This window comes from Ancylobacter sp. Lp-2 (assembly GCF_020523795.1).
In the GTDB taxonomy this organism is placed as follows: domain Bacteria; phylum Pseudomonadota; class Alphaproteobacteria; order Rhizobiales; family Xanthobacteraceae; genus Ancylobacter.
In genome coordinates, this window is sequence record NZ_JAJALI010000001.1 from 576,075 (window position 1) to 597,995 (window position 21,921).

21 protein-coding genes are annotated in these 21,921 nt (G+C 68.9%); 16 read left to right on the forward strand and 5 right to left on the reverse strand.

Annotated features, from left to right (window positions below):
• Positions 1-586 precede the first annotated feature (586 nt).
• Both LGR54_RS02745 and LGR54_RS02750 read left to right on the forward strand, forming a co-directional pair.
• Positions 587-2,440, forward strand: a complete 1,854-nt coding sequence (locus LGR54_RS02745; protein WP_230360428.1) for a KUP/HAK/KT family potassium transporter — start codon at positions 587-589, stop codon at positions 2,438-2,440.
• Between the two features lie 219 nt (positions 2,441-2,659).
• Positions 2,660-3,793 (forward strand): UPF0104 family protein, encoded by a 1,134-nt coding sequence (locus LGR54_RS02750; protein ID WP_230360429.1) that lies wholly within the window; start codon positions 2,660-2,662, stop codon positions 3,791-3,793.
• A 54-nt stretch (positions 3,794-3,847) separates the two neighbouring features.
• Here LGR54_RS02750 and LGR54_RS02755 read toward each other — a convergent pair whose 3' ends face one another.
• The gene (locus LGR54_RS02755) at positions 3,848-4,498 is read right to left on the reverse strand and encodes a hypothetical protein (protein ID WP_230360430.1); all 651 of its coding nucleotides are present in this window, start codon (positions 4,496-4,498) and stop codon (positions 3,848-3,850) included.
• 332 nt (positions 4,499-4,830) lie between these two features.
• Complete coding sequence (gene ppk2 / locus LGR54_RS02760) at positions 4,831-5,934, reverse strand: polyphosphate kinase 2 (RefSeq protein ID WP_230360431.1); 1,104 nt, start codon at positions 5,932-5,934, stop codon at positions 4,831-4,833.
• A 145-nt stretch (positions 5,935-6,079) separates the two neighbouring features.
• Here ppk2 and LGR54_RS02765 point away from each other — a divergent pair, with 145 nt between their 5' ends.
• The 7 genes from LGR54_RS02765 to phoB all read left to right on the forward strand — a co-directional run bounded on the left by LGR54_RS02765 (position 6,080) and on the right by phoB (position 12,929).
• Complete coding sequence (locus LGR54_RS02765) at positions 6,080-7,405, forward strand: ATP-binding protein (RefSeq protein WP_230360432.1); 1,326 nt, start codon at positions 6,080-6,082, stop codon at positions 7,403-7,405.
• 144 nt (positions 7,406-7,549) lie between these two features.
• On the forward strand, positions 7,550-8,593 hold the full coding sequence (pstS, locus tag LGR54_RS02770) for a phosphate ABC transporter substrate-binding protein PstS (RefSeq protein WP_230360433.1): 1,044 nt from the start codon (positions 7,550-7,552) through the stop codon (positions 8,591-8,593).
• Between the two features lie 204 nt (positions 8,594-8,797).
• Positions 8,798-9,775: a phosphate ABC transporter permease subunit PstC gene (gene pstC, locus LGR54_RS02775; protein ID WP_230360434.1), complete on the forward strand. Its 978-nt coding sequence runs from the start codon at positions 8,798-8,800 to the stop codon at positions 9,773-9,775.
• Positions 9,776-9,789: 14 nt separating this feature from the next.
• Positions 9,790-10,623, forward strand: coding sequence for a phosphate ABC transporter permease PstA (gene pstA / locus LGR54_RS02780; protein WP_230360435.1), 834 nt, complete (start codon positions 9,790-9,792; stop codon positions 10,621-10,623).
• A 7-nt stretch (positions 10,624-10,630) separates the two neighbouring features.
• Positions 10,631-11,452: a phosphate ABC transporter ATP-binding protein PstB gene (pstB, locus tag LGR54_RS02785; RefSeq protein ID WP_214007784.1), complete on the forward strand. Its 822-nt coding sequence runs from the start codon at positions 10,631-10,633 to the stop codon at positions 11,450-11,452.
• A 26-nt stretch (positions 11,453-11,478) separates the two neighbouring features.
• Positions 11,479-12,195 (forward strand): phosphate signaling complex protein PhoU, encoded by a 717-nt coding sequence (gene phoU / locus LGR54_RS02790; protein ID WP_230360436.1) that lies wholly within the window; start codon positions 11,479-11,481, stop codon positions 12,193-12,195.
• 32 nt (positions 12,196-12,227) lie between these two features.
• Positions 12,228-12,929, forward strand: coding sequence for a phosphate regulon transcriptional regulator PhoB (gene phoB, locus LGR54_RS02795; RefSeq protein WP_214007782.1), 702 nt, complete (start codon positions 12,228-12,230; stop codon positions 12,927-12,929).
• A 73-nt stretch (positions 12,930-13,002) separates the two neighbouring features.
• Here phoB and LGR54_RS02800 read toward each other — a convergent pair whose 3' ends face one another.
• Entirely contained in the window at positions 13,003-14,127 is a 1,125-nt protein-coding gene (locus LGR54_RS02800; protein ID WP_370638112.1) for a linear amide C-N hydrolase, read from the reverse strand.
• 279 nt (positions 14,128-14,406) lie between these two features.
• Between LGR54_RS02800 and nthA the strand changes: the two genes are divergently transcribed.
• From nthA to LGR54_RS02815, 4 genes are read left to right on the forward strand one after another with little or no spacing between them, the layout of a single operon-like run.
• The gene (nthA, locus tag LGR54_RS02805) at positions 14,407-15,120 is read left to right on the forward strand and encodes a nitrile hydratase subunit alpha (protein WP_230360437.1); all 714 of its coding nucleotides are present in this window, start codon (positions 14,407-14,409) and stop codon (positions 15,118-15,120) included.
• A complete protein-coding gene (locus LGR54_RS25670) occupies positions 15,120-15,458 on the forward strand; it encodes an SH3-like domain-containing protein (protein ID WP_255607163.1) in 339 nt (112 codons plus the stop codon). Before nthA ends, LGR54_RS25670 begins: the two co-directional genes overlap by 1 nt.
• Complete coding sequence (locus LGR54_RS25675) at positions 15,458-15,823, forward strand: SH3-like domain-containing protein (RefSeq protein ID WP_255607164.1); 366 nt, start codon at positions 15,458-15,460, stop codon at positions 15,821-15,823. Before LGR54_RS25670 ends, LGR54_RS25675 begins: the two co-directional genes overlap by 1 nt.
• Positions 15,820-16,158: a nitrile hydratase accessory protein gene (locus LGR54_RS02815; RefSeq protein WP_230360438.1), complete on the forward strand. Its 339-nt coding sequence runs from the start codon at positions 15,820-15,822 to the stop codon at positions 16,156-16,158. Before LGR54_RS25675 ends, LGR54_RS02815 begins: the two co-directional genes overlap by 4 nt.
• Positions 16,159-16,431: 273 nt before the next feature.
• On the opposite strand, the gene LGR54_RS02820 is transcribed toward LGR54_RS02815, so the two are convergent.
• Positions 16,432-17,196: an SDR family oxidoreductase gene (locus LGR54_RS02820; RefSeq protein WP_230360439.1), complete on the reverse strand. Its 765-nt coding sequence runs from the start codon at positions 17,194-17,196 to the stop codon at positions 16,432-16,434.
• Between the two features lie 138 nt (positions 17,197-17,334).
• Here LGR54_RS02820 and LGR54_RS02825 point away from each other — a divergent pair, with 138 nt between their 5' ends.
• The 3 genes from LGR54_RS02825 to LGR54_RS02835 all read left to right on the forward strand — a co-directional run bounded on the left by LGR54_RS02825 (position 17,335) and on the right by LGR54_RS02835 (position 19,963).
• Complete coding sequence (locus LGR54_RS02825) at positions 17,335-18,231, forward strand: LysR family transcriptional regulator (protein ID WP_230360440.1); 897 nt, start codon at positions 17,335-17,337, stop codon at positions 18,229-18,231.
• Between the two features lie 120 nt (positions 18,232-18,351).
• A complete protein-coding gene (locus tag LGR54_RS02830) occupies positions 18,352-19,305 on the forward strand; it encodes a helix-turn-helix domain-containing protein (RefSeq protein WP_230360441.1) in 954 nt (317 codons plus the stop codon).
• A gap of 124 nt (positions 19,306-19,429) precedes the next feature.
• Positions 19,430-19,963, forward strand: coding sequence for a hypothetical protein (locus LGR54_RS02835; protein WP_230360442.1), 534 nt, complete (start codon positions 19,430-19,432; stop codon positions 19,961-19,963).
• A gap of 413 nt (positions 19,964-20,376) precedes the next feature.
• Here LGR54_RS02835 and LGR54_RS02840 read toward each other — a convergent pair whose 3' ends face one another.
• Positions 20,377-21,756: a polyhydroxyalkanoate depolymerase gene (locus tag LGR54_RS02840; protein ID WP_370638113.1), complete on the reverse strand. Its 1,380-nt coding sequence runs from the start codon at positions 21,754-21,756 to the stop codon at positions 20,377-20,379.
• Positions 21,757-21,921: the final 165 nt, after the last annotated feature.

Consider the following 21,921-nt stretch of genomic DNA (forward strand, 5'->3'; position numbering starts at 1 on the left):
GTACGTTTTCGAATTGTGGTGATCACGTTGCCGCTATTGCGGTTGAAGATTTCTCGACCCCGCTGACAAAGCCGGCTCACGGGCCTATATAGCCTCTTGTCGGCTGACCGAACGGTTCAGACGATAAATTGGATCCAATGTTCCGGCCGCATGACTCTTCGGAGTTCCGGCCGGGCCGGTTGCCGCCGCCGTGAGTCCGAATGGCTCCCGCAAGCCTGAGGGTCGCTCCGACGGATGGTTGAGGGAGGGGAGCTTCCGCCCCCCACGCTCCTCTCCCTCAAATCTTCCCGGCTTACCGCCTCTGCCTGCCCCCACCGGCATCGATCCGATGTCTCCGGGACCCGGGTTCCCCAGCGCCGGCCGATGCTTGGCGGACTTTTGGGGAAACACCGCTTGGCGTCGGCGGCGCGCCGCGCTATTGCTGCGGTGCGCGACTTCCTCCTCATCGTCGGCGTCGATCATGCCAAGGGCCAGTTTGGTGAAATGCGTCCGCAGCCGTCGGGGCGGCCGGTGCCCACTGTGCCGTCCGTCAGGGGCATAACGAGGCATTATGGCCCGAACCTCTTCTTCGACCAGCGCGAAACGCGTGATTCCCTTTACCGCCGAACTTGCGGCGCTTGGCGTGGTGTTCGGCGATATCGGCACCAGTCCGCTCTACGCCTTCAAGCAGGGATTGCTGGCGGTAGGGGGAGTCTCGGTCACCCATGACGAGGTGCTGGGCCTGCTGTCGCTCGTCACCTGGGCGATCATCCTGTCGGTGACCATCAAATACGTGCTGCTGGTGCTGCGGGCGGATAATGACGGCGAAGGCGGCATCCTGGCGCTGGTGACGTTGCTCGACCTGCATCGTAGCGCCAATGGCGGGCGCCTGTGGCTGCTCGTCGCCGGTCTGGTCGGTGCGGCGATGCTGATCGGCGATGGCGTGCTCACCCCGGCCATGTCGGTACTCTCGGCCATCGAGGGCCTGGAGGTGGTGGCGCCGGCGCTGGACCACTGGATCGTCGCCGTCACCGTGGTGGTGATCGTGGCGGTCTTCGTGTCGCAGCGGGCCGGCACCGATCGCATCGGCGCCTTCTACGGGCCGATCATGCTGCTCTGGTTCGTCACGCTCGGCGCCTTCGGCCTTTACGGCATCCTCCAGCAGCCCGGCGTGCTGGTCGCGGTCGATCCGCGCTACGGCATCGCCCTCATCGCCGATCACATCTGGCTGGCGGGCGCGGTGCTCGGCGCCACCTTCCTCGCCATCACCGGCGGCGAGGCGCTCTATGCCGATCTCGGCCATTTCGGCAGGCCGGTGATCACCCGCGCCTGGCTGTTCGTCGCCATGCCCGCTCTGCTGCTGAACTATTACGGCCAGGGCGCCACCGTGCTGGTCAATCCGGCGGCGGTGCGCAATCCGTTCTACGACCTGTCGCCGGACATTTTCGACGTGCCGCTGCTGTTCCTGGCGGCGGCGGCGACGGTCATCGCTTCGCAGGCGATCATCACCGGCGTGTTCTCGCTGGCCAAGCAGGCGATCGAGCTCGGCTACCTGCCGCCGATGCGCATCCGCTACACCAGCGAGCACAACGACCAGCACATCTATATCGGCCGGCTCAACTGGCTGCTGCTGCTGGCCTGCACCGCGGTGGTGGTCTCGTTCGGCTCGTCGGACCGGCTCGCCTCCGCCTATGGCATCGCGGTGGCGATGGCGATGATCTCCACCACCATCCTGTTCGTCGCCTATGTGAAGCGGCTCGGCCGGTTGCCGGTGCTGGCGCTGGTCGGCCTCGCCGCCGGGCTGCTGGTGGTCGACGTCTCCTTCGCCGCCGCCAACCTGACCAAGCTGCACGATGGCGGCTGGCTGCCGGTCGCCATCGCCTCGCTGGTGCTGGTGGTGATGGTGAGCTGGCGGCGCGGGCTCGAAGGGCTGGGCATCCAGCAGAAGCGTTTCGCCGAGCCGCTGGAGGAGTTCGTTGCCCGCGGCAAGCCGGCGGGCTGCGCGACCTCGCCACGCACCGCCATCTTCCTGTCGCGCGGCGGCGCGCTCACCCCGGTGGCGCTCGGCCGGCTGTCCGACCTGTTCAACGTGCAGTTTTCGAAATCGGTCATCGCCTCGGTGTGGATCGCCTCGCGCCCGCGCGTGCCGGTGGACGAGCGGGTGCGCGTCACGGTGCTGGACGCCGGCCATGTGCGGGTCGATGTGCGCTTCGGCTACATGCAGCAGATCGACGTGCCCTCGGTGCTCGGCCCGGCGCTGTATTCGCTCGGCATCGATCCGGACGAGGCGGTCTACGTCATCGGCCACGAGCGCATCATGCCGCCGGAGGAGATCCTCGGCATCCGCGACGCGCTCGCCCATGTCTTCGCGTTCCTGGCCCGCAACGCCGAGCGCTCGGTGGACCGCTTCGGCCTGCCGCGCCCGCGCACCATCGAAATCGGCTATCCGGTGCGGCTGTGAGCGCCGTTCACACAAACGCGACCGTCATCCGCCCGTCACGGCGTTGCCGCGTTCTGGGCCGACAAGCGCGCCCTTCCATGGCGGGGCGCCGCGGCCTATTCCCCAAGGGAAGTATGCCGTGCGGTGTCGCCGCAGTGACGGGCGGTTCCGCCGGAGGCCAAGCTCTGCTACGGCTGGGCCGGGAACGCGCATGACGACATACAGGACGACGGGGACGCCATGAGCAGCACGCTGAGCGCGATAGCGAAGTTCTTACGCGAGCGTGTCGGCTGGCATGGCGTGGGGCTGGTGGCGAGCCTGGCCATCATCGGCGTCGCCGTGATCGTGCTCTACGAGATGTTGCGCAACATCCACCCCGGCGAGGTGCTGGACGCGCTTACCGATACCCCGCCCTGGCGGGTGGCGCTCGCCGCCCTGTTCGTCGCCTGCGCCTATTTCACCCTGACCTTCTACGACTGGTTCGCCCTGCGCACCATCGGCAAGAGCCATGTGCCCTACCGCACGGCGGCGCTGGCCTCCTTCACCTCCTATGCCATCGGCCACAATATCGGCTTCTCCGCCTTCACCGGCGGCACGGTGCGCTACCGTATCTATTCCGCGCACGGGCTCGGGGCGGTGGACGTCGCCAAGCTGTGCTTCATCACCGGCCTCACCTTCTGGCTGGGCAACATGGCGATCCTCGGCCTCGGCATCAGCATCGAGCCGTGGGCGGCGAGCGCGGTCGACCAGCTGCCGCCCTGGATCAACCGGCTGATCGGCCTCGGCCTTCTGGCGGCGCTGGCCGCCTATGTGGTGTGGGTCGGGCTGAAGCCGCGGCGCATCGGCATCGGCAAGGGCCACTGGCAGGTGACGCTGCCGGGCTGGAAGCTGACGCTGCTGCAGATGGTGATCGGCATGGTCGATCTCTCCTTCTGCGCGGCGGCGATGTATGTGCTGATGCCGCAGACGCCGTTCATCGACCCGATCGCGCTCGGCGTGGTGTTCATCTCCGCGACGCTGCTCGGCTTCGCCAGCCATGCGCCCGGCGGGCTCGGCGTGTTCGACGCCGCCATGCTGGTCGCGCTGTCGCAGTTCGAGAAGGAGCCGCTGCTCGGCGCGCTGCTGCTGCTGCGCCTGCTCTATTATGTGACGCCCTTCGCCATCGCCCTCGTCACCATGGGCATTCGCGAGCTTCTGCTCAGCCGCCGGCGGCGGTCGAGCGGCGCGATGTCGCTGGATACCGCACTGGCCGCCGCGGCGGTGCCGGCATTGCTCGAGGATGTGCAGCCGCTGGCCGCCGGGCCGGCCGCCGCAGCTTCCGAAGCGTCGGTGGAAGCCGACGACGCCGAGGCGCCGCGCCGGGCGGTCGGCTGACCCTGGGTGGTCGGCGGCCCTTGCCCCGTCCCCTCGTCCCGTCCGGCCCGGTCCTCAGCGCGTCAGGCTCGGCACCATGCCCTGGATGGCGCTCGGCAGCCGCTTGACCTTCACTCCCTTGGGCAGCGCCACCGCCTCGGGAGAGAGCGCGGCACGCGAGATGTCCGTCGCCTGGAACATCACCTTCTTGCCGGCATCGGTATAGGTCAGCGAGCGCAGCGGTAGCCCGTCGAGGGTGATGCAGGCCTCCACCGGCGCCGAGGTGGTGCGGTCGGTGCCGCGCCAGATGTCGCAGGGCTCGCCGGCTACCGTATCGGTGCCCCAGTACTGGCTGTCGGCCGGCATGTCGATCGCCGCATATTCCGGCGGCAGTGTCATCTCCACCGCCACCCGGCCGAGCCCGGGCAGGTTGGACAGCACCGCGAGCTTGCGCGCTTTCAAGTCGATGAAGCCGGTCAGCGTCGTCGCCACCGTGGCGACGGCGACATCGACGCGGATGCGGCCCTGGCGATGCACGATGTGCACGTCGCCGCCGTCCGGCAGGGTTCGCCCGCGCAGGGTGAAGTCGACGGCCGGCCGCGGCGGCATCGGCCCCGGCGCCGGCGGCCCGAAGGGGGCGGGTGCGAAGGGCGGCGGGCCGAACACCCCTGCCGGCGGCCCGAAGGGCGGCGCCTCGAAGCCGGGCGGCCCGAAGGCGGGCGGCATGCCGGGCGGCGGCCCGGGCGGCGAAGGTTCGGCAGCGGCAGCCGCGCCTGCGCACAGGCCGCAGAGGCCCGTGGTCAGCAAGCGCCGGATCGGCCGGAGAAAGATCATGTCGCGGTCACGGTCCCGGGTCGGACGAAATGGGATCGGGCGGAAGGATGATGCGGTCGGCGCCCGCCTCGTTCCAGGTAGGAACGGCACGACGCAACACCCCGAGGCATCCGGCATCCGCCGGACGACCTGGCGCCTGTTGCGCACCCGCCCCCCTGTGACCGACGCAGAGTCATGCTCTTATGCCGAGGAGGTCTGGCAGGCAATCTGGGCGCCAGCAGGGCTCAACCATCGGCTCGGTGCAGAAAATTGCGCCCGTCGAGCACGATCTGCGGGTCGGGGACGCCGACCACCCGGTCGTCGCGCTCGGCATAGGGCAGGCGCGCCAGCACCTGGCGGATGACGCCGAGCCGCGCGCGCATCTTGTCGTTGGCGAGCACGGCGGTCCACGGCGCTCCCGGCTGGTCGGTGGCGGCGATCATCGCGTCGCGCGCCGCCGAGATCGCCTCCCAGCGGGACGGCGCGGCGAGGTCGACCGGCGACAGCTTCCAGTGCTTCAGCGGGTCTTTCTTGCGGGCGAACAGCCGCTTCAGCTGCATCTCGCGGCCGATGTCGAGCCAGACCTTGAACAGGCGGATGCCGTCCTCGGCGAGCATCTTCTCGAAGGTCGGCGCCTGTTCAAGGAAATGCGCCGTCTCCTGCGGCGAGCAGAAGCCCATCACCGGCTCGACCACCGCGCGATTGTACCAGGAGCGGTCGAACAGCACGATCTCGCCCTTGCGCGGCAGATGCGCGATGTAGCGTTGGAAATACCACTGGCCGGCCTCGGCCTCGGTGGGCTTGCTCAGCGCCACCACCCGCACGAAGCGCGGGTTGAGATGCTGCACGAAGCGGTGGATGGCGCCGCCCTTGCCGGCCGCGTCGCGGCCCTCGAACACGATGACGATGCGCTCGCCGGTCTCGCTGACCCAGCGCTGCAGTTTGAGAAGCTCGATCTGCAGTCCGAGCAGCTCCTTTTCATAGTGCTTGCGCTTGGGCCGGTCGGCATAGGGATAGTTGCCGCTGCGATAGGCCCGCTCGTCGATGATCGCCGGCAGCGCCGGCAGGTCGAGCGAGAAGCTGCCGAGCGCCGAGGCGAGCTTGCCGGCATCGGCGTCCTTCGACGCACCGTTCTTGCCCGCCGCGCCTTTGCCGGCCGCGCCCTTGGTCGACGAGTTCTTGCCAGCCACGCTCTTGTCCTGCGCCTTCTTGCGGCGGGCGCCGTCGGCAGCCGGCGGCGCCGTGCCATCCTGCGTGTCGGGGAGGGCGTCCTGCGCCGTGACGGCATCGGTGGCGGAGGATTTCGCGGCGGCGGGCTTGACCGCTGCGCGGTTCGCCTTCTTCGTCATATGGAAGCCTCTCGATGAGACCATAAGAAGAAATGGTTGAGTCGCTCCCTCGCCCGCTGGAAGGATTTTCCGGCGAATCCATCCGGCAGGCGAACACAACATAACGTAAAGAATGAAATTTGGGCATCCCGAGGAGGTGAACGCCATGAGCATCGAGGAATCCGGCCCGTTCGCGCGTGAGACGCTCGGCGAGCGTCTCCTCGCGGCGCGCTGGATTCTGCTCGCCGGCGGCCTCGGCCTGCTCGTCGCCGTGGGGCAGGAGGTGCTCGCCGCCGGTCCGGCACTGCTGCTCGGCGGGGTGCTGTTGCTTGCCGCTTGCCTGCCGGCGGGGCGCTGGCGCTTCCGCCAGCCGGTCGCCGCCGCCCTCTCGCGCTTCCGTGAGCCGCCGGCGCCGCCGCCGGACCGGCTCGCCGCGCTGGTGGTGGCGCTGCCCGAGGCGGCGTTGCTGCTCGATCATCGCGGCACGGTGCGCGCCGCCAATACGCGGGCGTCCGGCATGCTGGCGGCGGTGCGCGTCGGCGATCCCGTCTCCTTCGCGGTGCGGGTGCCGGAAGTGCTGGAGGCGATCCGCGCCGCCAGCGCCGACGGCAAGGCCCGCCGCGTCGAGTTCAGCCAGCGGGTGCCGGTCGACCGCTGGCTGCGCGCCGACATCGTGCCGGTCACCGGACCGGGCGCCGGCGGGGGCCGTGCGGAGAAGGCTGAGGCGCTGCTGCTCAGCTTCACCGATCTCACCCCGCAGCGGCGCGTCGAGCAGATGCGGGTCGATTTCATCGCCAATGCCAGTCACGAGCTGCGCACCCCGCTCGCCTCGCTTTCCGGCTTCATCGAGACGCTGCAGGGCCCGGCCCGTAACGACGCCACCGCCCGCGAGCGCTTCCTCAAGATCATGGCCGAGCAGGCCCGGCGCATGTCGCGCCTGATCGACGACCTGCTGTCGCTGTCGCGCATCGAGCTCAACGCCCATATGCGCCCGCAGTCGCGGGTGGACCTGGGCGCGGCGGTCGGTCATGTGCGCGAGGCGCTGGCCCCGCTCGGCGCCGAGCGGGGCGTGGAGATCGTCTTCGAGCAACCGGCGGTGCCGGTGCTGGTTCAGGGCGATCGCGACGAGCTGATCCGCGTCTTCGAGAACCTGGTCGAGAACGCGCTGAAATACGGCGCCTCCGGCGGGCGGGTGGAGATCACCCTTTCGCGCGAGGCGGACGACGCGCTGGTCGCGATCCGCGACTACGGGCCAGGCATCGCCCCCGAGCACGTGCCCCGCCTCACCGAGCGCTTCTACCGCGTCGACACCGCCCATTCGCGCGAGCAGGGCGGCACCGGGCTCGGCCTCGCCATCGTCAAGCACATCGTCGCCCGTCATCGCGGCCGGCTCGGCATAGACAGCATTCCGGGCGAGGGCTCGACATTCTCGGTGCGGCTGGCGGCACTGCCGGCGGAAGCGACGAAAAACGATGTCAAGACAATGGCTTGATCTGTCATTTAAGTGTCATTGCAAAGTCATAGAACGGTGGCGTCCGGTCGTTAAGAGTCCCGTGTGACCCCTCACCGCCTACGGGCAACACCTCCGGCCCGGCTCGTGCGCCGCGCGAGCCGCTGAAGCACTGGGAGAAGACCTTTGAAATTCAACCGCCTCCTCGGCGTCGCCGTGGTCTCGTTCGCCGCCCTGACCGGCAACGCCTTCGCTGCCGACATCAACGGCGCGGGAGCCTCGTTCCCGGCCCCGGTCTACCAGGCCTGGGCTGCGGCTTATAAGGCGAAGTCCGGCACCGGCCTCAACTATCAGTCGATCGGCTCGGGCGGTGGTCAGAACCAGATCGTCAACCGCACCGTCGATTTCGGCGCCTCCGACGCGCCGATGAAGGACGACAAGCTCGAGCAGGCCAGCCTGCTGCAGTTCCCGACCGTGATCGGCTCGGTGGTCGCCATCGTCAACATTGACGGCGTCGCCGACGGCCAGCTCACCCTCGACGGCGCCACCCTCGCCGACATCTACCAGGGCAAGATCACCAAGTGGAACGACCCGAAGATCGCCGCGCTCAACAAGGGCGTGACGCTGCCGGATCTGGCCATCGTCCCGGTCTACCGCTCGGATTCGTCGGGCACCTCCTTCGTGTTCACCTCCTACCTCGCTTCGGTCAGCGCGGACTGGAAGTCCAACATCGGCGCCGCGACCTCGGTGCAGTGGCCGGCCGGCGCCGGCGCCAAGGGCAATGAAGGCATTGCCGGCACCGTGAAGAACACCAAGGGCGCGGTCGGCTATGTCGAGTTCGTCTATGCCGCGGCCAACTCGCTGACCTCGACCAACCTCGTCAACAAGGCCGGCAAGGTCGTGAAGCCGACCACCGACGCCTTCATGGACGCCGCCGCCGCCGCCGACTGGAAGGGCGCGAAGAACTTCGCCGCCTCGATGATCGACACCGCCGGCGAGAAGGCCTGGCCGATCACCAGCGCCACCTACATCCTGCTGCCGAAGAACCCCGCCAACGGCGCGCAGTCGGCCGAGGCGATCAAGTTCTTCGACTGGGCGTATGGCGCCGAGGGCGACGCCATCGCCGAGAAGCTGCACTATATCGCGCTGCCGGACTCGGTGGTCAGCGCCATCCGCGACGCCTGGAAGGCCGAAGTGAAGGCCGACGGCAAGGCGGTCTGGACCAACTGAGCCCTCAGGCTCTGAGATCGGGCGAGGGGGTGTCGCCGTCCTGACGGCCGTCCCCTCGCCTTTCGCTCGCCGATATCCGTGCCGTGCCTTCCGCGTCTTGCCCGCCCCGGGCATGCGAGCGTCCATCGTGGCGCCCGTCATGCCGGAGAGCAGGCAATCCCGTTTCAAGCGCATCAGCGGCGACAGCGCTCAAGGACATTCGACATGGCTGCCTCCATCAGCGGAACCGAGGCCGACACGGCCCTGATCGCCGCGCACAAGCCGACCGGGCGCGTCAGCGATCCCATCTTCGTCGGCCTGCTCTGGGCCAGCGGCATTTTCGTGCTGGTTCTGCTCGGCCTCATCATCGCCATGCTCTTCGAGGGCGGGTTGCCCGCGCTGCGCGAGTTCGGCATTTCCTTCCTCTGGTCCACCACCTGGAACCCGGTCACCGAGCGCTTCGGCGCCGGCGTCATGGTGTTCGGTACGGTGGCGAGCGCGGTGATCGCCGTCATCGTGGCGCTGCCGCTCTCCTTCGGCATCGCCTTCTTCCTCACCGAGATCGCCCCCGGCCCGTTCCGCCGGCCGATCGGCGTCGCCATCCAGCTGCTCGCGGCCGTCCCGTCGATCATCTACGGCATGTGGGGCTTCTTCATCGTGGTGCCGCTGATCGCCGCCTATGTGCAGCCGCCGCTGATCGAGTGGCTCGGGCCGATCCCGCTGCTCGGTGCGCTGTTCCAGGGGCCGCCGCTCGGCGCCGGCATGCTCACCGCCGGACTGATCCTGGCGCTGATGATCCTGCCCTTCATCACCGCGATGTTCGTCGAGGTGCTGGAATCGGTGCCGCCGATGCTGAAGGAATCCGCCTACGGCGTCGGCGCCACCAGCTACGAGGTCTATCGCAACGTCTCGGTGCCCTATGGCCGCACGGCCATGGTCGGCGCGGTGATGCTCGGCCTCGGCCGCGCGCTCGGCGAGACCATGGCGGTCACCTTCGTCATCGGCAACGCGACCCGCATGTCGGCCTCGCTGTTCGCGCCGGGCGCCACCATCGCCTCGACCATCGCCAACGAGTTCCCCGAGGCGTCGATCGGCTCGCTCAAGCTGCAGTCGCTGCTGCAGCTCGGCTTCATCCTGTTCGTCATCTCCTTCATCGTTCTCGCTCTTTCGCGCCTGCTGGTGCGCTCGAAGCTCAAGGGCTGAGGGGAGAGGAAATCATGGCATCGCTCGCCCGCCGTCGCACCACCGACTATGTCGTCAAGGCCATCTCCACCGGCTTCGCCGCGCTTTCGCTGGTGCTGCTCGCCTGGATCCTGTGGACGTTGCTGTCCCGCGGCCTGCCGGCCCTCGGCCCGCACGTCTTCACCAAGATCACCGCGCCCCCCGGCGCCGGTGGCGGCCTGCTCAACGCCATCGTCGGCTCGCTGATCCAGATCGGCGTCGCGCTGATCGTCGGCACGCCCATCGGCCTGATGTGCGGCACCTTCCTCGCCGAGAACGGTCGCGGCACCCAGGTCGCCAACGTCGTGCGCTTCGTCAACGACGTGCTGCTGTCGGCGCCGTCCATCCTGATCGGTCTGTTCGTCTACCAGCTGCTGGTGGTGCCGTTCGGCGGCTTCTCCGGCTGGGCCGGCTCGGCGGCGCTCGCCATCCTGGTCATCCCGGTGGTGGTGCGCACCACCGAGGACATGCTCAACCTGGTGCCGATCGGCCTGCGCGAGGCGGCCTTCGCGCTCGGCGCGCCGCAGTGGAAGGTGGTCACCTTCATCACCTGGCGCGCGGCCCGCGCCGGCATCGTCACCGGCATCCTCTTGGCGCTGGCCCGCGCCGCCGGCGAGACCGCGCCGCTGCTGTTCACCTCGCTCGGCAATAATGGCTGGTCGCTGAACATGTCGGCGCCCATGGCGTCGCTGCCGATCGCGATCTATCAATACGCCGCCAGCCCCTTCGAGGACTGGGTCGCCCTCGCTTGGGCCGGCGCCCTGATCATCACCGTCGGGGTGCTGACCCTGAACGTCCTGTCCCGCCTGGCTCTGGCGAAGATGAAGTGAGACGGCCATGAATTTTGCACCCGATACCTCGATCGACATCGCTTCCGCCGTCAATCGCGCCACCGCGCCGTCCGCCGAGCCCAAGCTCAAGGTGGAGAAGCTGAATTTCTACTACGGCGACAACCACGCGCTGAAGAACATCAACTTCACCATTCCCGAGAAGCGCGTCACCGCGATGATCGGGCCGTCGGGCTGCGGCAAGTCCACGCTGCTGCGCGTGTTCAACCGCATGTACCAGCTCTATCCGGGCCAGCGCGCGGAAGGGAAGATCCATTTCGACGGCGGCGACCTCCTGTCGAAGAACCTGGACTCGACCGTAATCCGCTCGCGCATCGGCATGGTCTTCCAGAAGCCGACGCCGTTCCCGATGTCGATCTACGACAACATCGCCTTCGGCGTGAAGCTGCACGAGAGCCTCTCCAAGTCGCAGATGGACGAGCGGGTGGAATGGTGTCTGCGCAAGGCCGCCATCTGGGAGGAGACCAAGGACCGCCTGCACACCTCGGCGCTCGGTATGTCCGGCGGCCAGCAGCAGCGCCTGTGCATCGCCCGCACCATCGCGGTGCGGCCGGAAGTGATCCTGCTCGACGAGCCGACTTCGGCGCTCGACCCGATCTCGACCTCGAAGATCGAGGACCTGATCGACGAGCTGAAGCAGGAATTCACCATCGTCATCGTGACGCACAACATGCAGCAGGCCGCCCGCTGCGCCGACATCACCTCGTTCTTCTATCTCGGCGAGCTGATCGAGGTCGGACCGTCGAACGAGATCTTCACCAATCCGCGCGAGGCGCGCACCCGCGACTACATCACCGGCCGCTTCGGCTGAGTGGCGACGGGAAAAAGGATCGTCCGATGCCCTCCGAACACATCGTCTCCTCGTTCGACACCGATCTCAAGGAGATCAGCCGCCACGTGGTGGAGATGGGTGGCCAGGCCGAACAGCTGGTCGCCGATTCCGTGCAGGCGCTGATCAAGCGCGACGCCGAGCTCGCCCAGAAGGTGATCGTGCTCGACGGCCCGATCGACCTCCTGCAGCGCGAGATCGAGGAAAAGGCGATCCTCACAATCGCCCGCCGCCAGCCGCTGGCCGGCGACCTGCGCGAGATCGTCGCCGCGATGCGCATCGCCAACGACCTCGAGCGCATCGGCGACCTCGCCAAGAACACCGCCAAGCGCGTGCTCGCCCTCACCGGCGAGTTCCACCCGCAGAAGCTGGTGCGCGGCGTCGAGCACATGTCCAGCATGGTGCTCGAGCAGCTGAAGGAAGTGCTCGACGCCTATGCCGCCCGCGACGACGCCCGCGCCATCGAGGTGTGGAAGCGCGACGGCGAGATCGACGTGCTCTACACCTCGCTGTTCCGCGAGCTCCTCACCTACATGATGGAAGACCCGCGCAACATCTCGCTGTGCACGCACCTGCTGTTCTGCGCCAAGAATATCGAGCGCATCGGCGACCACGCCACCAACGTCGCCGAGACGGTGCACTACCTGGCCACCGGCCAGCTGCTGACCGACGAGCGGCCGAAGCAGGACACCACCAGCCTTACCTCGGTTCCGTTCCCGTCCTGAGGCGGGGAGGGATCTTTCTCACGGGATAAGCGATGCCGACCAACATTCTCATCGTCGAGGACGAGGAGCCGCTCACCCTGCTGCTGCGCTACAATCTCGAGGCCGAGGGTTATTCGGTCGAGAGCGTGGCGCGCGGCGACGAGGCCGAGACGCGGCTGCGCGAGAAGGTGCCGGATCTGGTCCTGCTGGACTGGATGCTGCCGGGCCTGTCCGGCATCGAGCTGTGCCGGCGCCTGCGCGCCCGGCCGGAAACCGAGCGCATGCCGATCCTCATGCTCACCGCCCGCGGTGAGGAGACCGAGCGCGTGCGCGGCCTCGCCACCGGCGCCGACGACTATGTGGTGAAGCCGTTCTCGGTGCCGGAGCTGGTGGCGCGGGTACGGGCGCTGCTGCGCCGGGCCAAGCCCGACCACATCTCGACGCTGCTGCGCGCCGGCGACATCGAACTCGACCGCGAGACCAAGCGGGTGCACCGCTCCGGCCGCGAGCTGCATCTCGGCCCCACCGAGTTCCGGCTGCTGGAGTTCCTCATGCAGTCGCCGGGCCGGGTCTATTCGCGCGAGCAACTGCTCGACGGCGTCTGGGGCCAGGACGTCTATATCGACGAGCGCACCGTCGACGTGCATGTCGGCCGGTTGCGCAAGGCGCTGAACCGCCCGCGCCAGCCCGACCCGATCCGCACCGTGCGCGGCTCGGGCTATTCCTTCAACGAGATGTTCGCCCGCGCCCATTGAGGCGCGGTGCCGATGCGGCGAGCGGTGCCGCCGGCCCACGGGTCGGCGGAAGACTGCCCGGCGGAGCGTCGCCTCACGGCTTGGGGAAGGCCAGCGGCAGCGGGGTCGGCATCGGCTTCAGCGGCGCGACGGCCAGCGCCTTGGCGTCGAGGTCGAAGCTCGTCAGGTCGATAGCGCGCAGCACCTGATCGTCATAGGTCTTCACATAATAGCGCCGGTTCTTCAGGTCGGCGACCGACGACCACTGGGTGTATTCCAGATCGGCGGTGCTGCCGCCGCCGGGCTGGATGAAGCCGACCGGGATGTCGAAATTGTTGAGGATGTGCTCGGCGAGGCGCACGCTCGGCTCGCCGCTGGGCAGCTTCTGCGCCGACATCGCATAGCCGAGCGCACGGACGAAGCGCGAGGGCGGCGTCGGGTCGCCGGGAATGCCGAGCAGGCCGGAGCCCTGGCCGAATGAGGAAATGGTCTGGCCGGCCACCTTGATGTCTGGCGCGTTGACCGGCGAGATCTTCACATAGTTCTTGAGATTGGTCAGGTGCCAGCTGAATTCGGGCGCGTTGGTCATCACCCCCAGCGGGTTGTCGTAGACCTTCAGCTCGCCACCCACCGGCTCGATCACCAGCGAGGCGCCGCCGGCGTCGTGCAGCGCGTAGTGGAAGGGCGGGGTGATGCCCATTTGCGGCTGGGCGACGTCAACGATGGCGATGCCGGCGAGCGCCGCCTTCACCTCGGCCACGGTGGCGAAATTGGTCAGCGCCCAGGTCAGGAAGTCCCACGGCGCCATGGCGCTCTTGGGGTCCGCCTTGGCCGGGTCGGCATAGCCAGCATAGTCGGGGAAATACAGGATTCCGCCGGCGAGGCCCTTCTCGTTCATGCCGTCGGTCAGCACCGGCAGGCCGAAGGCGTTCATGCCGACGGCGGCATAGGTCGAGGTCCAGGCGAGGCCGGGCTTGCCGCCGGGGCCGGTGCCGGCCAGCGCGAAGTGGCGGGGTATCACCATCACGTCGGAGGCGAGCTTGAAGCCGAATTCCATGGTGCGGCCATAGACATAGGCGCCGTCGGAAGTGCCCAGCAGGAAGCTGGTGCAGGCCTGCGCCGGCGCGCCGAGGGCGAGGCTCAGCGCCATGGCGAGGGAGACGCCGAGGCGGGCGCCGCGTCCCGCAAGCGTCCGGCGTTTCGATTTTGCCTCGAACATGGTGCGAATCCCTCTCTATTTCGAAGGGCACAGCGTAAGGCAGATCCGGCTGGCGGCAAGGGTACCCAGGGTGGCAACGGGATACCCAGGGCGGCAAGGCGCCGGGGACCGTCAATCGGGACGCTGCACGCGCCGCTGCGCCCGCTCGTCCGCCTGCTTTTTCACCATGCCGTTTTTCTACTCCTGCGTCGTCGACACGCGCCGGGCGTGTCCGCATAATGCAGACTTCCCGGCGATTTCAGGCTGGCGATTTCAGGCTCTTGGGCGGACCGCATCGGCATGGCAGGGCAGCACGACGACCACGATCATGGCGATCATTCGCATAACGATCACGCGCATGACGGTCATGATCACGATCATTTCCACCGCATCCACTCGCAGGAAGCCGATGCGCTGCTGATGTCGATCGCCGACATCGAGATCAGCGCCCGCGTCAAGGCGCTGGAGGAGCTGCTCACCCAGAAGGGGCTGATCGATCCGTCGGCGCTCGACGCGGTGGTGGATCTCTACGAGAACCAGATCGGCCCGAAGAACGGCGCCAGGGTGATCGCCCGCGCCTGGGCCGATCCCGCCTACAAGGCGTGGTTGCTCGCCGATCCCAACGCCGCCATCGCCGATCTCGGCTTCGCCGGCGCGCAGGGCGAGAACATGGTGGCATTGGAAAACACGGCGGATGTGCACAACGTCGTCGTCTGCACCCTGTGCTCCTGCTACCCGTGGCCGGTGCTCGGCCTGCCGCCGGTCTGGTACAAGAGCATGCCCTACCGCACCCGCATCGTGCGCGACCCGCGCTCAGTGCTGGCGGAATTCGGCACCGTGCTGCCGGCCACCACCGAGATCCGCGTCTGGGACAGCAATTCCGAGGTCCGCTACCTCGTCGTGCCGCGCCGCCCGGAGGGCACCGAGGGTCTCGACGAGGCGGCGCTCGCCGCCCTCGTTTCCCGCGACAGCATGATCGGCGTCACCGAAGCCCTGAGCCCGGAGCCGGCCTGATGAACTCGGTTCATGATTGCGGCGGCTTCGACGGCTTCGGCCGGGTGGTACCGGAGGGCTATGACGGAAGCGAGCCGGTGTTCAAGCACGAGTGGGAGCGGCGCATGTGCGCGCTGTTCATGGTCACCATCGGCGCGCATTACTCCGACGACGAGTTCCGCCAGTCGCGCGAGCGGCTGGAACCGGTGACGTACCTCACCCGCCCCTATTACGAGCAATGGTGGTTCGCGGTGGCGCGGCTGATGATGGAGAAGGGGCTGATGACCCCCGAGGAATTCGGCCGCCATCTCGCCGCCGGGCCTACGCCGTCCGCCGACATTCTCGCCGGAGACGCCTGATGCTCAGCGCCGCCGACATTCTCGACATTCTCGCCACCGGCGCCACCACCCGGATCGAGGATCCCGCCCGCGCCCCGGCCTTCGCGCCCGGCGATGAGGTCGTCACCCGCACCCTCAGCCCGCTCACCCATACGCGGCTGCCGCGCTACTGCCGCGGCAAGCGCGGCGTGGTGGTGAAGGTGCACGGCCTCTACGCGCTGCCGGATGTGCGCGCCATCGGCGATGAGGAAACGCGCGAATATTGCTACGCCGTGCGCTTCGACATGCGCGAGCTCTGGGGCCCGCAGGGCGCGGCGACCGACAGCCTCACCATCGACCTGTGGGACAGCTATCTGCTGCCCGCCCCGGCGGAGGCGACGCCGTGACCGGCCCGCTGCTGCCCGATCTCGACCGGCCGAAGGCCTTCGCCGCGCCGTGGGAGGCGCAGGCCTTCGCGCTGGTGGTGAAGCTGCACGAGCGCGGCCTGTTCGAATGGCCGGAATTCGCCGCCCGGCTCAGCGCCGAGATCCACGCCCATCCGGACCAGCCCTATTATGTCTGCTGGCACGAGGCGGCAGTGGAATTGCTGGTCGACAAGGGGCTGGTGGAAGCCGGCGCCTTTCTCGACCAGGCGCGGGCGGTGGTGCGGTTCCGCGCCTCCGACCATCACCATGTCGCCCGCCTGACTCCCATCGCCGTCGACCCCGCGCGGGCCGGCTGAACGGGCGTGGAGGATCTGCGGGCGCGCGCCGCCAGCGCACGCCGCTCCCGCTCCCCGCACGAACCCGGCTGCTGCCGAGTTCGTCCCCCAGTAAGGTCACCATCGGAGACATCCGATGGTGACGGAGAGGGTTGGGGTGAGGGGGCCGGCGCTTCCCATCGGGTCACGCCGCCGCACCGCGCGAAGACCTGCGCTGCCTGAACTGGCGCCCCCCCGGCTGCTCCTCGCCGTTCCAACGCCGCGACGGCCGAACGTGCCAGCCCCGTCGCCCCCTCAGGTCCGGGTGATCGACAGCCCGCCATCCACCAGATGCGCGGTGCCGGTGACGAAGGACGCGTCGTCCGAGGCGAGATAGAGCGCGGCGCGCGCCAGCTCCTCCGGCTGGCCGGCCCGCTTCAGCGCGTGCAGGCCGTTGATGAAGCCCTGCGCCTCGGCCGTGTTGTTGGCCTCGCGATACATCTCGGTCTCCACTGCGCCGGGCAGCAGCGCGTTCACCCTTATGCCCTGCGGGCCATATTCCGCCGCCAGCGCCTGGGTGAGGCCGATCAGCCCGGATTTCGAGGCGGCATAGGCCGCCATCTGCGGAAACGCCGTCGTGTAGCCGACGAAGGTCGAGGTGAAGATCACCGAGCCGCTGCCGGTCTTCGCCATTTCGCCGATCTGGTGCTTGGCGCCGAGGAAGGCGCCGGTGAGGTTCACCGCCAGCGCCTGGTTCCAGCCGTCGAGGGACACGCCGGTGCTCGGGCCCTTCTCGCCCAGCGTGCCGGCATTGTTGAAGGCGATGTCGAGCCGGCCGAACCGCTCGACCGCCAGCGCCACCAGCGCGCGGGCATAGTCCTCGGCACTCACGTCGCCGGCCAGCGCCACCGCCTCGCCGCCGGCGGCGGTGATCTCCGCCACCAGCGCGTCGAGCTCGGCCTGCCGGCGGGCGCCCACCACCAGTTTCGCGCCCTCGCGGGCGAACAGCGTCGCCGTCGCCCGGCCGATGCCGGAGCTGGCGCCGGTGATCAGCGCCACCTTGTCCTGAAGACGTCCCATCGAAATTCTCCTGAGGTTGCGAGCCGCCGCCGCGCGGCCGGCCCGCCGGTTGTCATCGTGTCGGCAGGGAGTATGGCGATGCCGGTGCGTTCGGATTAGTCTGCGAAAAATGGAATTGATGTCCGGGAAATCCGAACGATGAAGCTCGACGGCATCGCCGCCTTCGTCGCCATCGCCGAGGCGGGCTCGATCAGTGAGGCGGCCCGCCGGCTGAGGCTGTCGAAATCGGTGGTCAGCGACCGGCTGAAGGAGTTGGAGCAGCGGCTCGGCGCCAGCCTGATCCACCGCTCCACCCGCAAGCTGTCGCTCACCGAGGACGGCCTCGCCTTTCTGGAACGTGCCTCGGGGGCGCTGCACGAGCTGGAATCCGCCGCCGCCGCCTTGGCCGAGCGGCGCGGTGCGCTGGCCGGTCCGCTGCGGCTCTCCGCACCGGTCACCTTCAGCCGGCTGCATCTCGGTCCGGCGCTCTACCCCTTCCTCGCCCGGCATCCGCGCATCGAGCTGACCCTCGATCTCGACGATCGCCGTATCGACGCCCATTCGGAAGGCTATGACGGCGTGGTGCGGCACGGGCCGCTGCATGACAGCCGGCTGGTCGCCTGGCGGCTCGCCCGCAGCCGGCGGGTGCTGGTGGCCTCGCCGGATTATCTCGCCCGCCACGGCACGCCGTGCAGCCTCGCCGAGCTGGAGGCACATCGCGGCATCTTCTACACCGGCCGCGGCATCGCCGACTGGCGCTTCCTCACCGAGGACGGAACGGTGCATCTGCGCGCGCCGGCGGCGCTGCGGGTGAACAATGGCGAGTTGATGCGCGACGCCGCGCTTGCCGGGCTCGGCATCGCCTTGCTGCCACTGTTCATCTCCGGGCCGCTGCTGAAAGACGGCACGCTGGTGGCGGTCGAGGTCGGCGCGGTGACCGAGCCGGAATTCATCTATGTCGCCCACCCGGAGGGACGTCACCCCCCGGCCAAGCTGCGGGCGCTGGCCGACTGGCTGCGGCAGGCCTTCGGCGACCCGCCCTATTGGGAGCCGTGAGCCAAGCCTCCACCAAGCCCCCGCTGCGCTTCCGTTACCCCCGGATTGACTTTTCTGCCGTTGCGTCACACCTGTCCGCCCACAACACGGCAAAAACCAAGGCTGTCCGGGGGGAACGCCATGCAACGCCTGTCGACCGAGGACGTGCCGCGGCACGAGCGCCTCGCTTTCATCCATGATGTGGTCGGCCGCCATGCCGCCGGCATGAGCTTCAATCCGGTGGACTCCGAGAGCTTCCGCGCCCGATTCTCCATCCTGCCGCTCGACGGCGTGCTGGTGGGCGACGCCTGCTACGACGCCTTCACCGCGGTGAGGTCGCGCGAGCTGCTCGCCGACGGCCGCGACGACTACCAGCTGCTGGTCAATCCGGTCGGCTACGAGACCGAGATCGACGGCGGCCGCACGCTGGCCCTCGGCGCCGGCGAGTTGCTGGCCTTCGACCAGTCGGCGCGCTTCGTCACGCGGGCGCCGGCGAGCTGCTACGAGGTGCTGGTGCTGCCGCGCCGGGCGCTGGCGGCGCTGGTGCCCGGCCTCGGCGGCCACGCCTTCCGCACGGCGGGACGCGAGACGGCCGGGCTCGGTCTGCTGGTCGGCTATGCCCAGCTGCTGCGCCGCCACCCGCCGGCGACGCCGGAGGCCTCCCGGCTGGCGGCTGATCATCTCGTTCGGCTCGCCGCGCTCACCCTCGCCGCCAGTCCGGCGGAGGGCGCCGAGCAGCACGGCTCGGCGCTGCGCGGCGCCCGGCTGGCGTTGATCCAACGGCACATCCTCGCCCGGCTCGACGATCCCGAGCTCGACATCGCCGCCATTGCCCGCCGCCACGGCATCTCGCCGCGCTATGTGCAGCTGCTGTTCGCGCAGGAGGGCACCAGCTTCTCGGATTTCCTGCGCGAGGCGCGGCTGGAGCGGGCCTTCCACCGGCTCGGCGACCCGTCGAGCCGCGAGAGCATCGCCGGCCTCGCCTTCGACGCCGGCTTCACCGACCTGTCCACCTTCAACCGCGCCTTCCGCCGCCGCTATGGCTGCACGCCGTCCGACGTGCGGGCGCGGGCGGTGCGGGCGAGGAACAATTGAAGACCGAACAACTGAAGACCGGGTAGCCGGCTGCGCGGCATGCCCAGTTGCTGCGCGCCATGCCGAGACCGGACCGTCCGGTCCGTTTAGCAAGACGCTCGCCTTTCACCAGCGAGTGCCAATCATGTCTTACCTGCCCCTACGCCTGCGGACGCGTGCGGCTATCGTCACGCTTGCGCTCGTCCTGCTCGCCGGCCTCGTCGCCCATGCGGTGGCGGGTCCCGCGCCTCTCACCACCGCCGACGCCACCAAGGTGGTCGACCTCGTCGAGAAGCTGTCGCCGGAGCTCGGCCCGCTCGCCTATGACGAGGAGACCGCCGACGAGTGGTTCACCCGCGACGAGGTGCGCGGCGGGTTGATCGCCAAGGCCGGCTTCACCCGCGAGAGCTGGCGCGCCGCCTTCGACGCCACCTTTTGCGGCTATCTCGCCAATCTGCCGGAGGCGCCGCTCGACGCCCGCTTCGCGCAGATGCGCACGCGCCTCGAGCACACGCCGCGCATGACGCCGGAGCAGCGCGCCGCCGCGCTCGCCTTCGTCGACGAGCACGAGCAGCGCCTCGGCCAGCTGCGCGCCGCCGGCCGGCCGGATGCCGCGACGGTGCGCCCGCTGGTATCGCGCCTCGATCGGCTGATGCCGCAGGATGTCGCGAGCGAGTGACGTCGCCCGTGCGTAACGTCGCCGGCGGATAGCCGCTGGCGCGTCACCTCCGCCGGCGCCTCATCGCGGCGGCGGGTCGTCGCCCGCGGCTCGCCGGGGGGCGTACGGCGCCGGCGGAGGACTGGCCCTCGCCGGGCTCTGAGAGGGGGATTTCAGCAGAGGGATGGGTGCGGGCGGCAGGTTCGCGTGGCCGCCGCGCCGGGTTTCGGAAGCATCGGGCTTCCTGGGCATCGGGCTTTTTGGGCGCCGGGCTTGGGGAACGCGGGGCTCACGGGGTTCGGTCCGCCCGTCGGAGCATATTGCCTGGGCGGCGGCTCCCAAATCCCGCCCGGGGACATCGATTGCCACCGACGGCGTGAGCCGGACGGGCGGGGCAGGCCAGGTGGCCAGACCATGGCCGGCCCCGCTATTTTTCAGGCCTCCGGCTCGGCTTTGGCGGGCTCCGCCGGCTGGTTGTGGCCCTTCTTCGGCCAGTTATGGCTCAGCACGAAGTCGGAAATGCGCGGGGCGATCTCGGCGCGGAAGCGCGAGCCGTTGAACACGCCGTAATGGCCGACGGTCGGCTGGAGATAATGCGCCCGCTTGTCCTCCGGCAGATTCACGCACAGCGTGTGCGCCGCCCGGGTCTGGCCGACGCCGGAAATGTCGTCGTTCTCGCCCTCGACGGTGAGCAGCGCCACATTGCGGATGGCGCCGGGATCGACGATCTCGCCGCGATGGGTGAAGCTGCCCTTGGGCAGTGCGTGGTCGATGAACACCGCCTGCAGCGTCTGCAGGTAGTATTCCGCCGGCAGGTCCATCACCGAGAGATATTCGTCGTAGAACTCGCGGTGCCTAGCGGCGCTGTCGCCGTCGCCCTTCACCAGATGGCGGAACATGTCGGCATGCGCCTGCAGGTGCCGCTCCAGATTCATGCTCATGAAGCCGTGCAGCTGCAGGAAGCCGGGATAGACCTGCCGCATCACGCCGGGATGCGGCCACGGCACGGTGGTGACGACGTTGCGGCGGAACCAGTCGAGCCCGCGCGCCTCCGCGAAGTCGTTCACCGCGGTGGGGCTCTCGCGGGTGTCGATCGGCCCGCCCATCAGCACCATGGAGGCGGGCACGTCGGGGTCGCCCTTGGCTTCCATCACCGACACGGCGGCCAGCACCGGCACCGCCGGCTGGCACACGGCGAGCGCGTGCACGCCGCCGCCGAGGAAGTGGAAGATCTCGATCAGGTAGTCGATGTAGTCGTCGAGGTCGAAGCGCCCGGCGCTAAGCGGCACCTCGCGCGCATCGGTCCAGTCGGTGATGTAGATGTCGTGGTTGGGCAGCAGCGTCTCCACCGTGCCGCGCAGCAGCGTCGCATAGTGGCCGGACAGCGGGGCGACGATCAGCATGCGCGGCTGCGGCCGGCGCGGCGGCCGCGTGAACGCCCGCTCGAAATGGATGAGCCGGCAGAACGGCTTTTCCCACACCGTCTCGATGCGCACCGGCACCTTGGTGCCGCCCACCGTGGTGTGGTCGATCCGCCAGTCCGGCTTGCCGTAGCGCCGCGTGGTGCGCTCGAACATCTCGAAGCCGGCGAGCAGCGTGCGGCCGAAATCGGTATGGGCGAGCGGGTTGGCCGGGTTGCGGTAATAGAGCCGCCCGGCATCCGCCAGCATGCGCAGCGGGTCGAGCGCCGCCTGGCCCATCTCGAACATCCAGTAGAGCGGCTTGGAGAAGACCGAGGCCGCCTCCAGCATTTCCGTCGGCGTCCCTGCGACTGCTTCCGCGTCGGGCAACGTCCCGAATACACCGATCGCCATACGCGCCTCCGATGTGTGAATGGGGTTCTGCAACGCACCTGTACCGGTAGAACCGCCCGCATCCGGCCAGCGTAGCCTCGTCGGTAGGTCGGCAATTCCCGAGGTCCCGCCCGGGTTCCCGCGACAGCGAAGAAACCGGCGGAATTGTTGTGCAGCGCAACACAT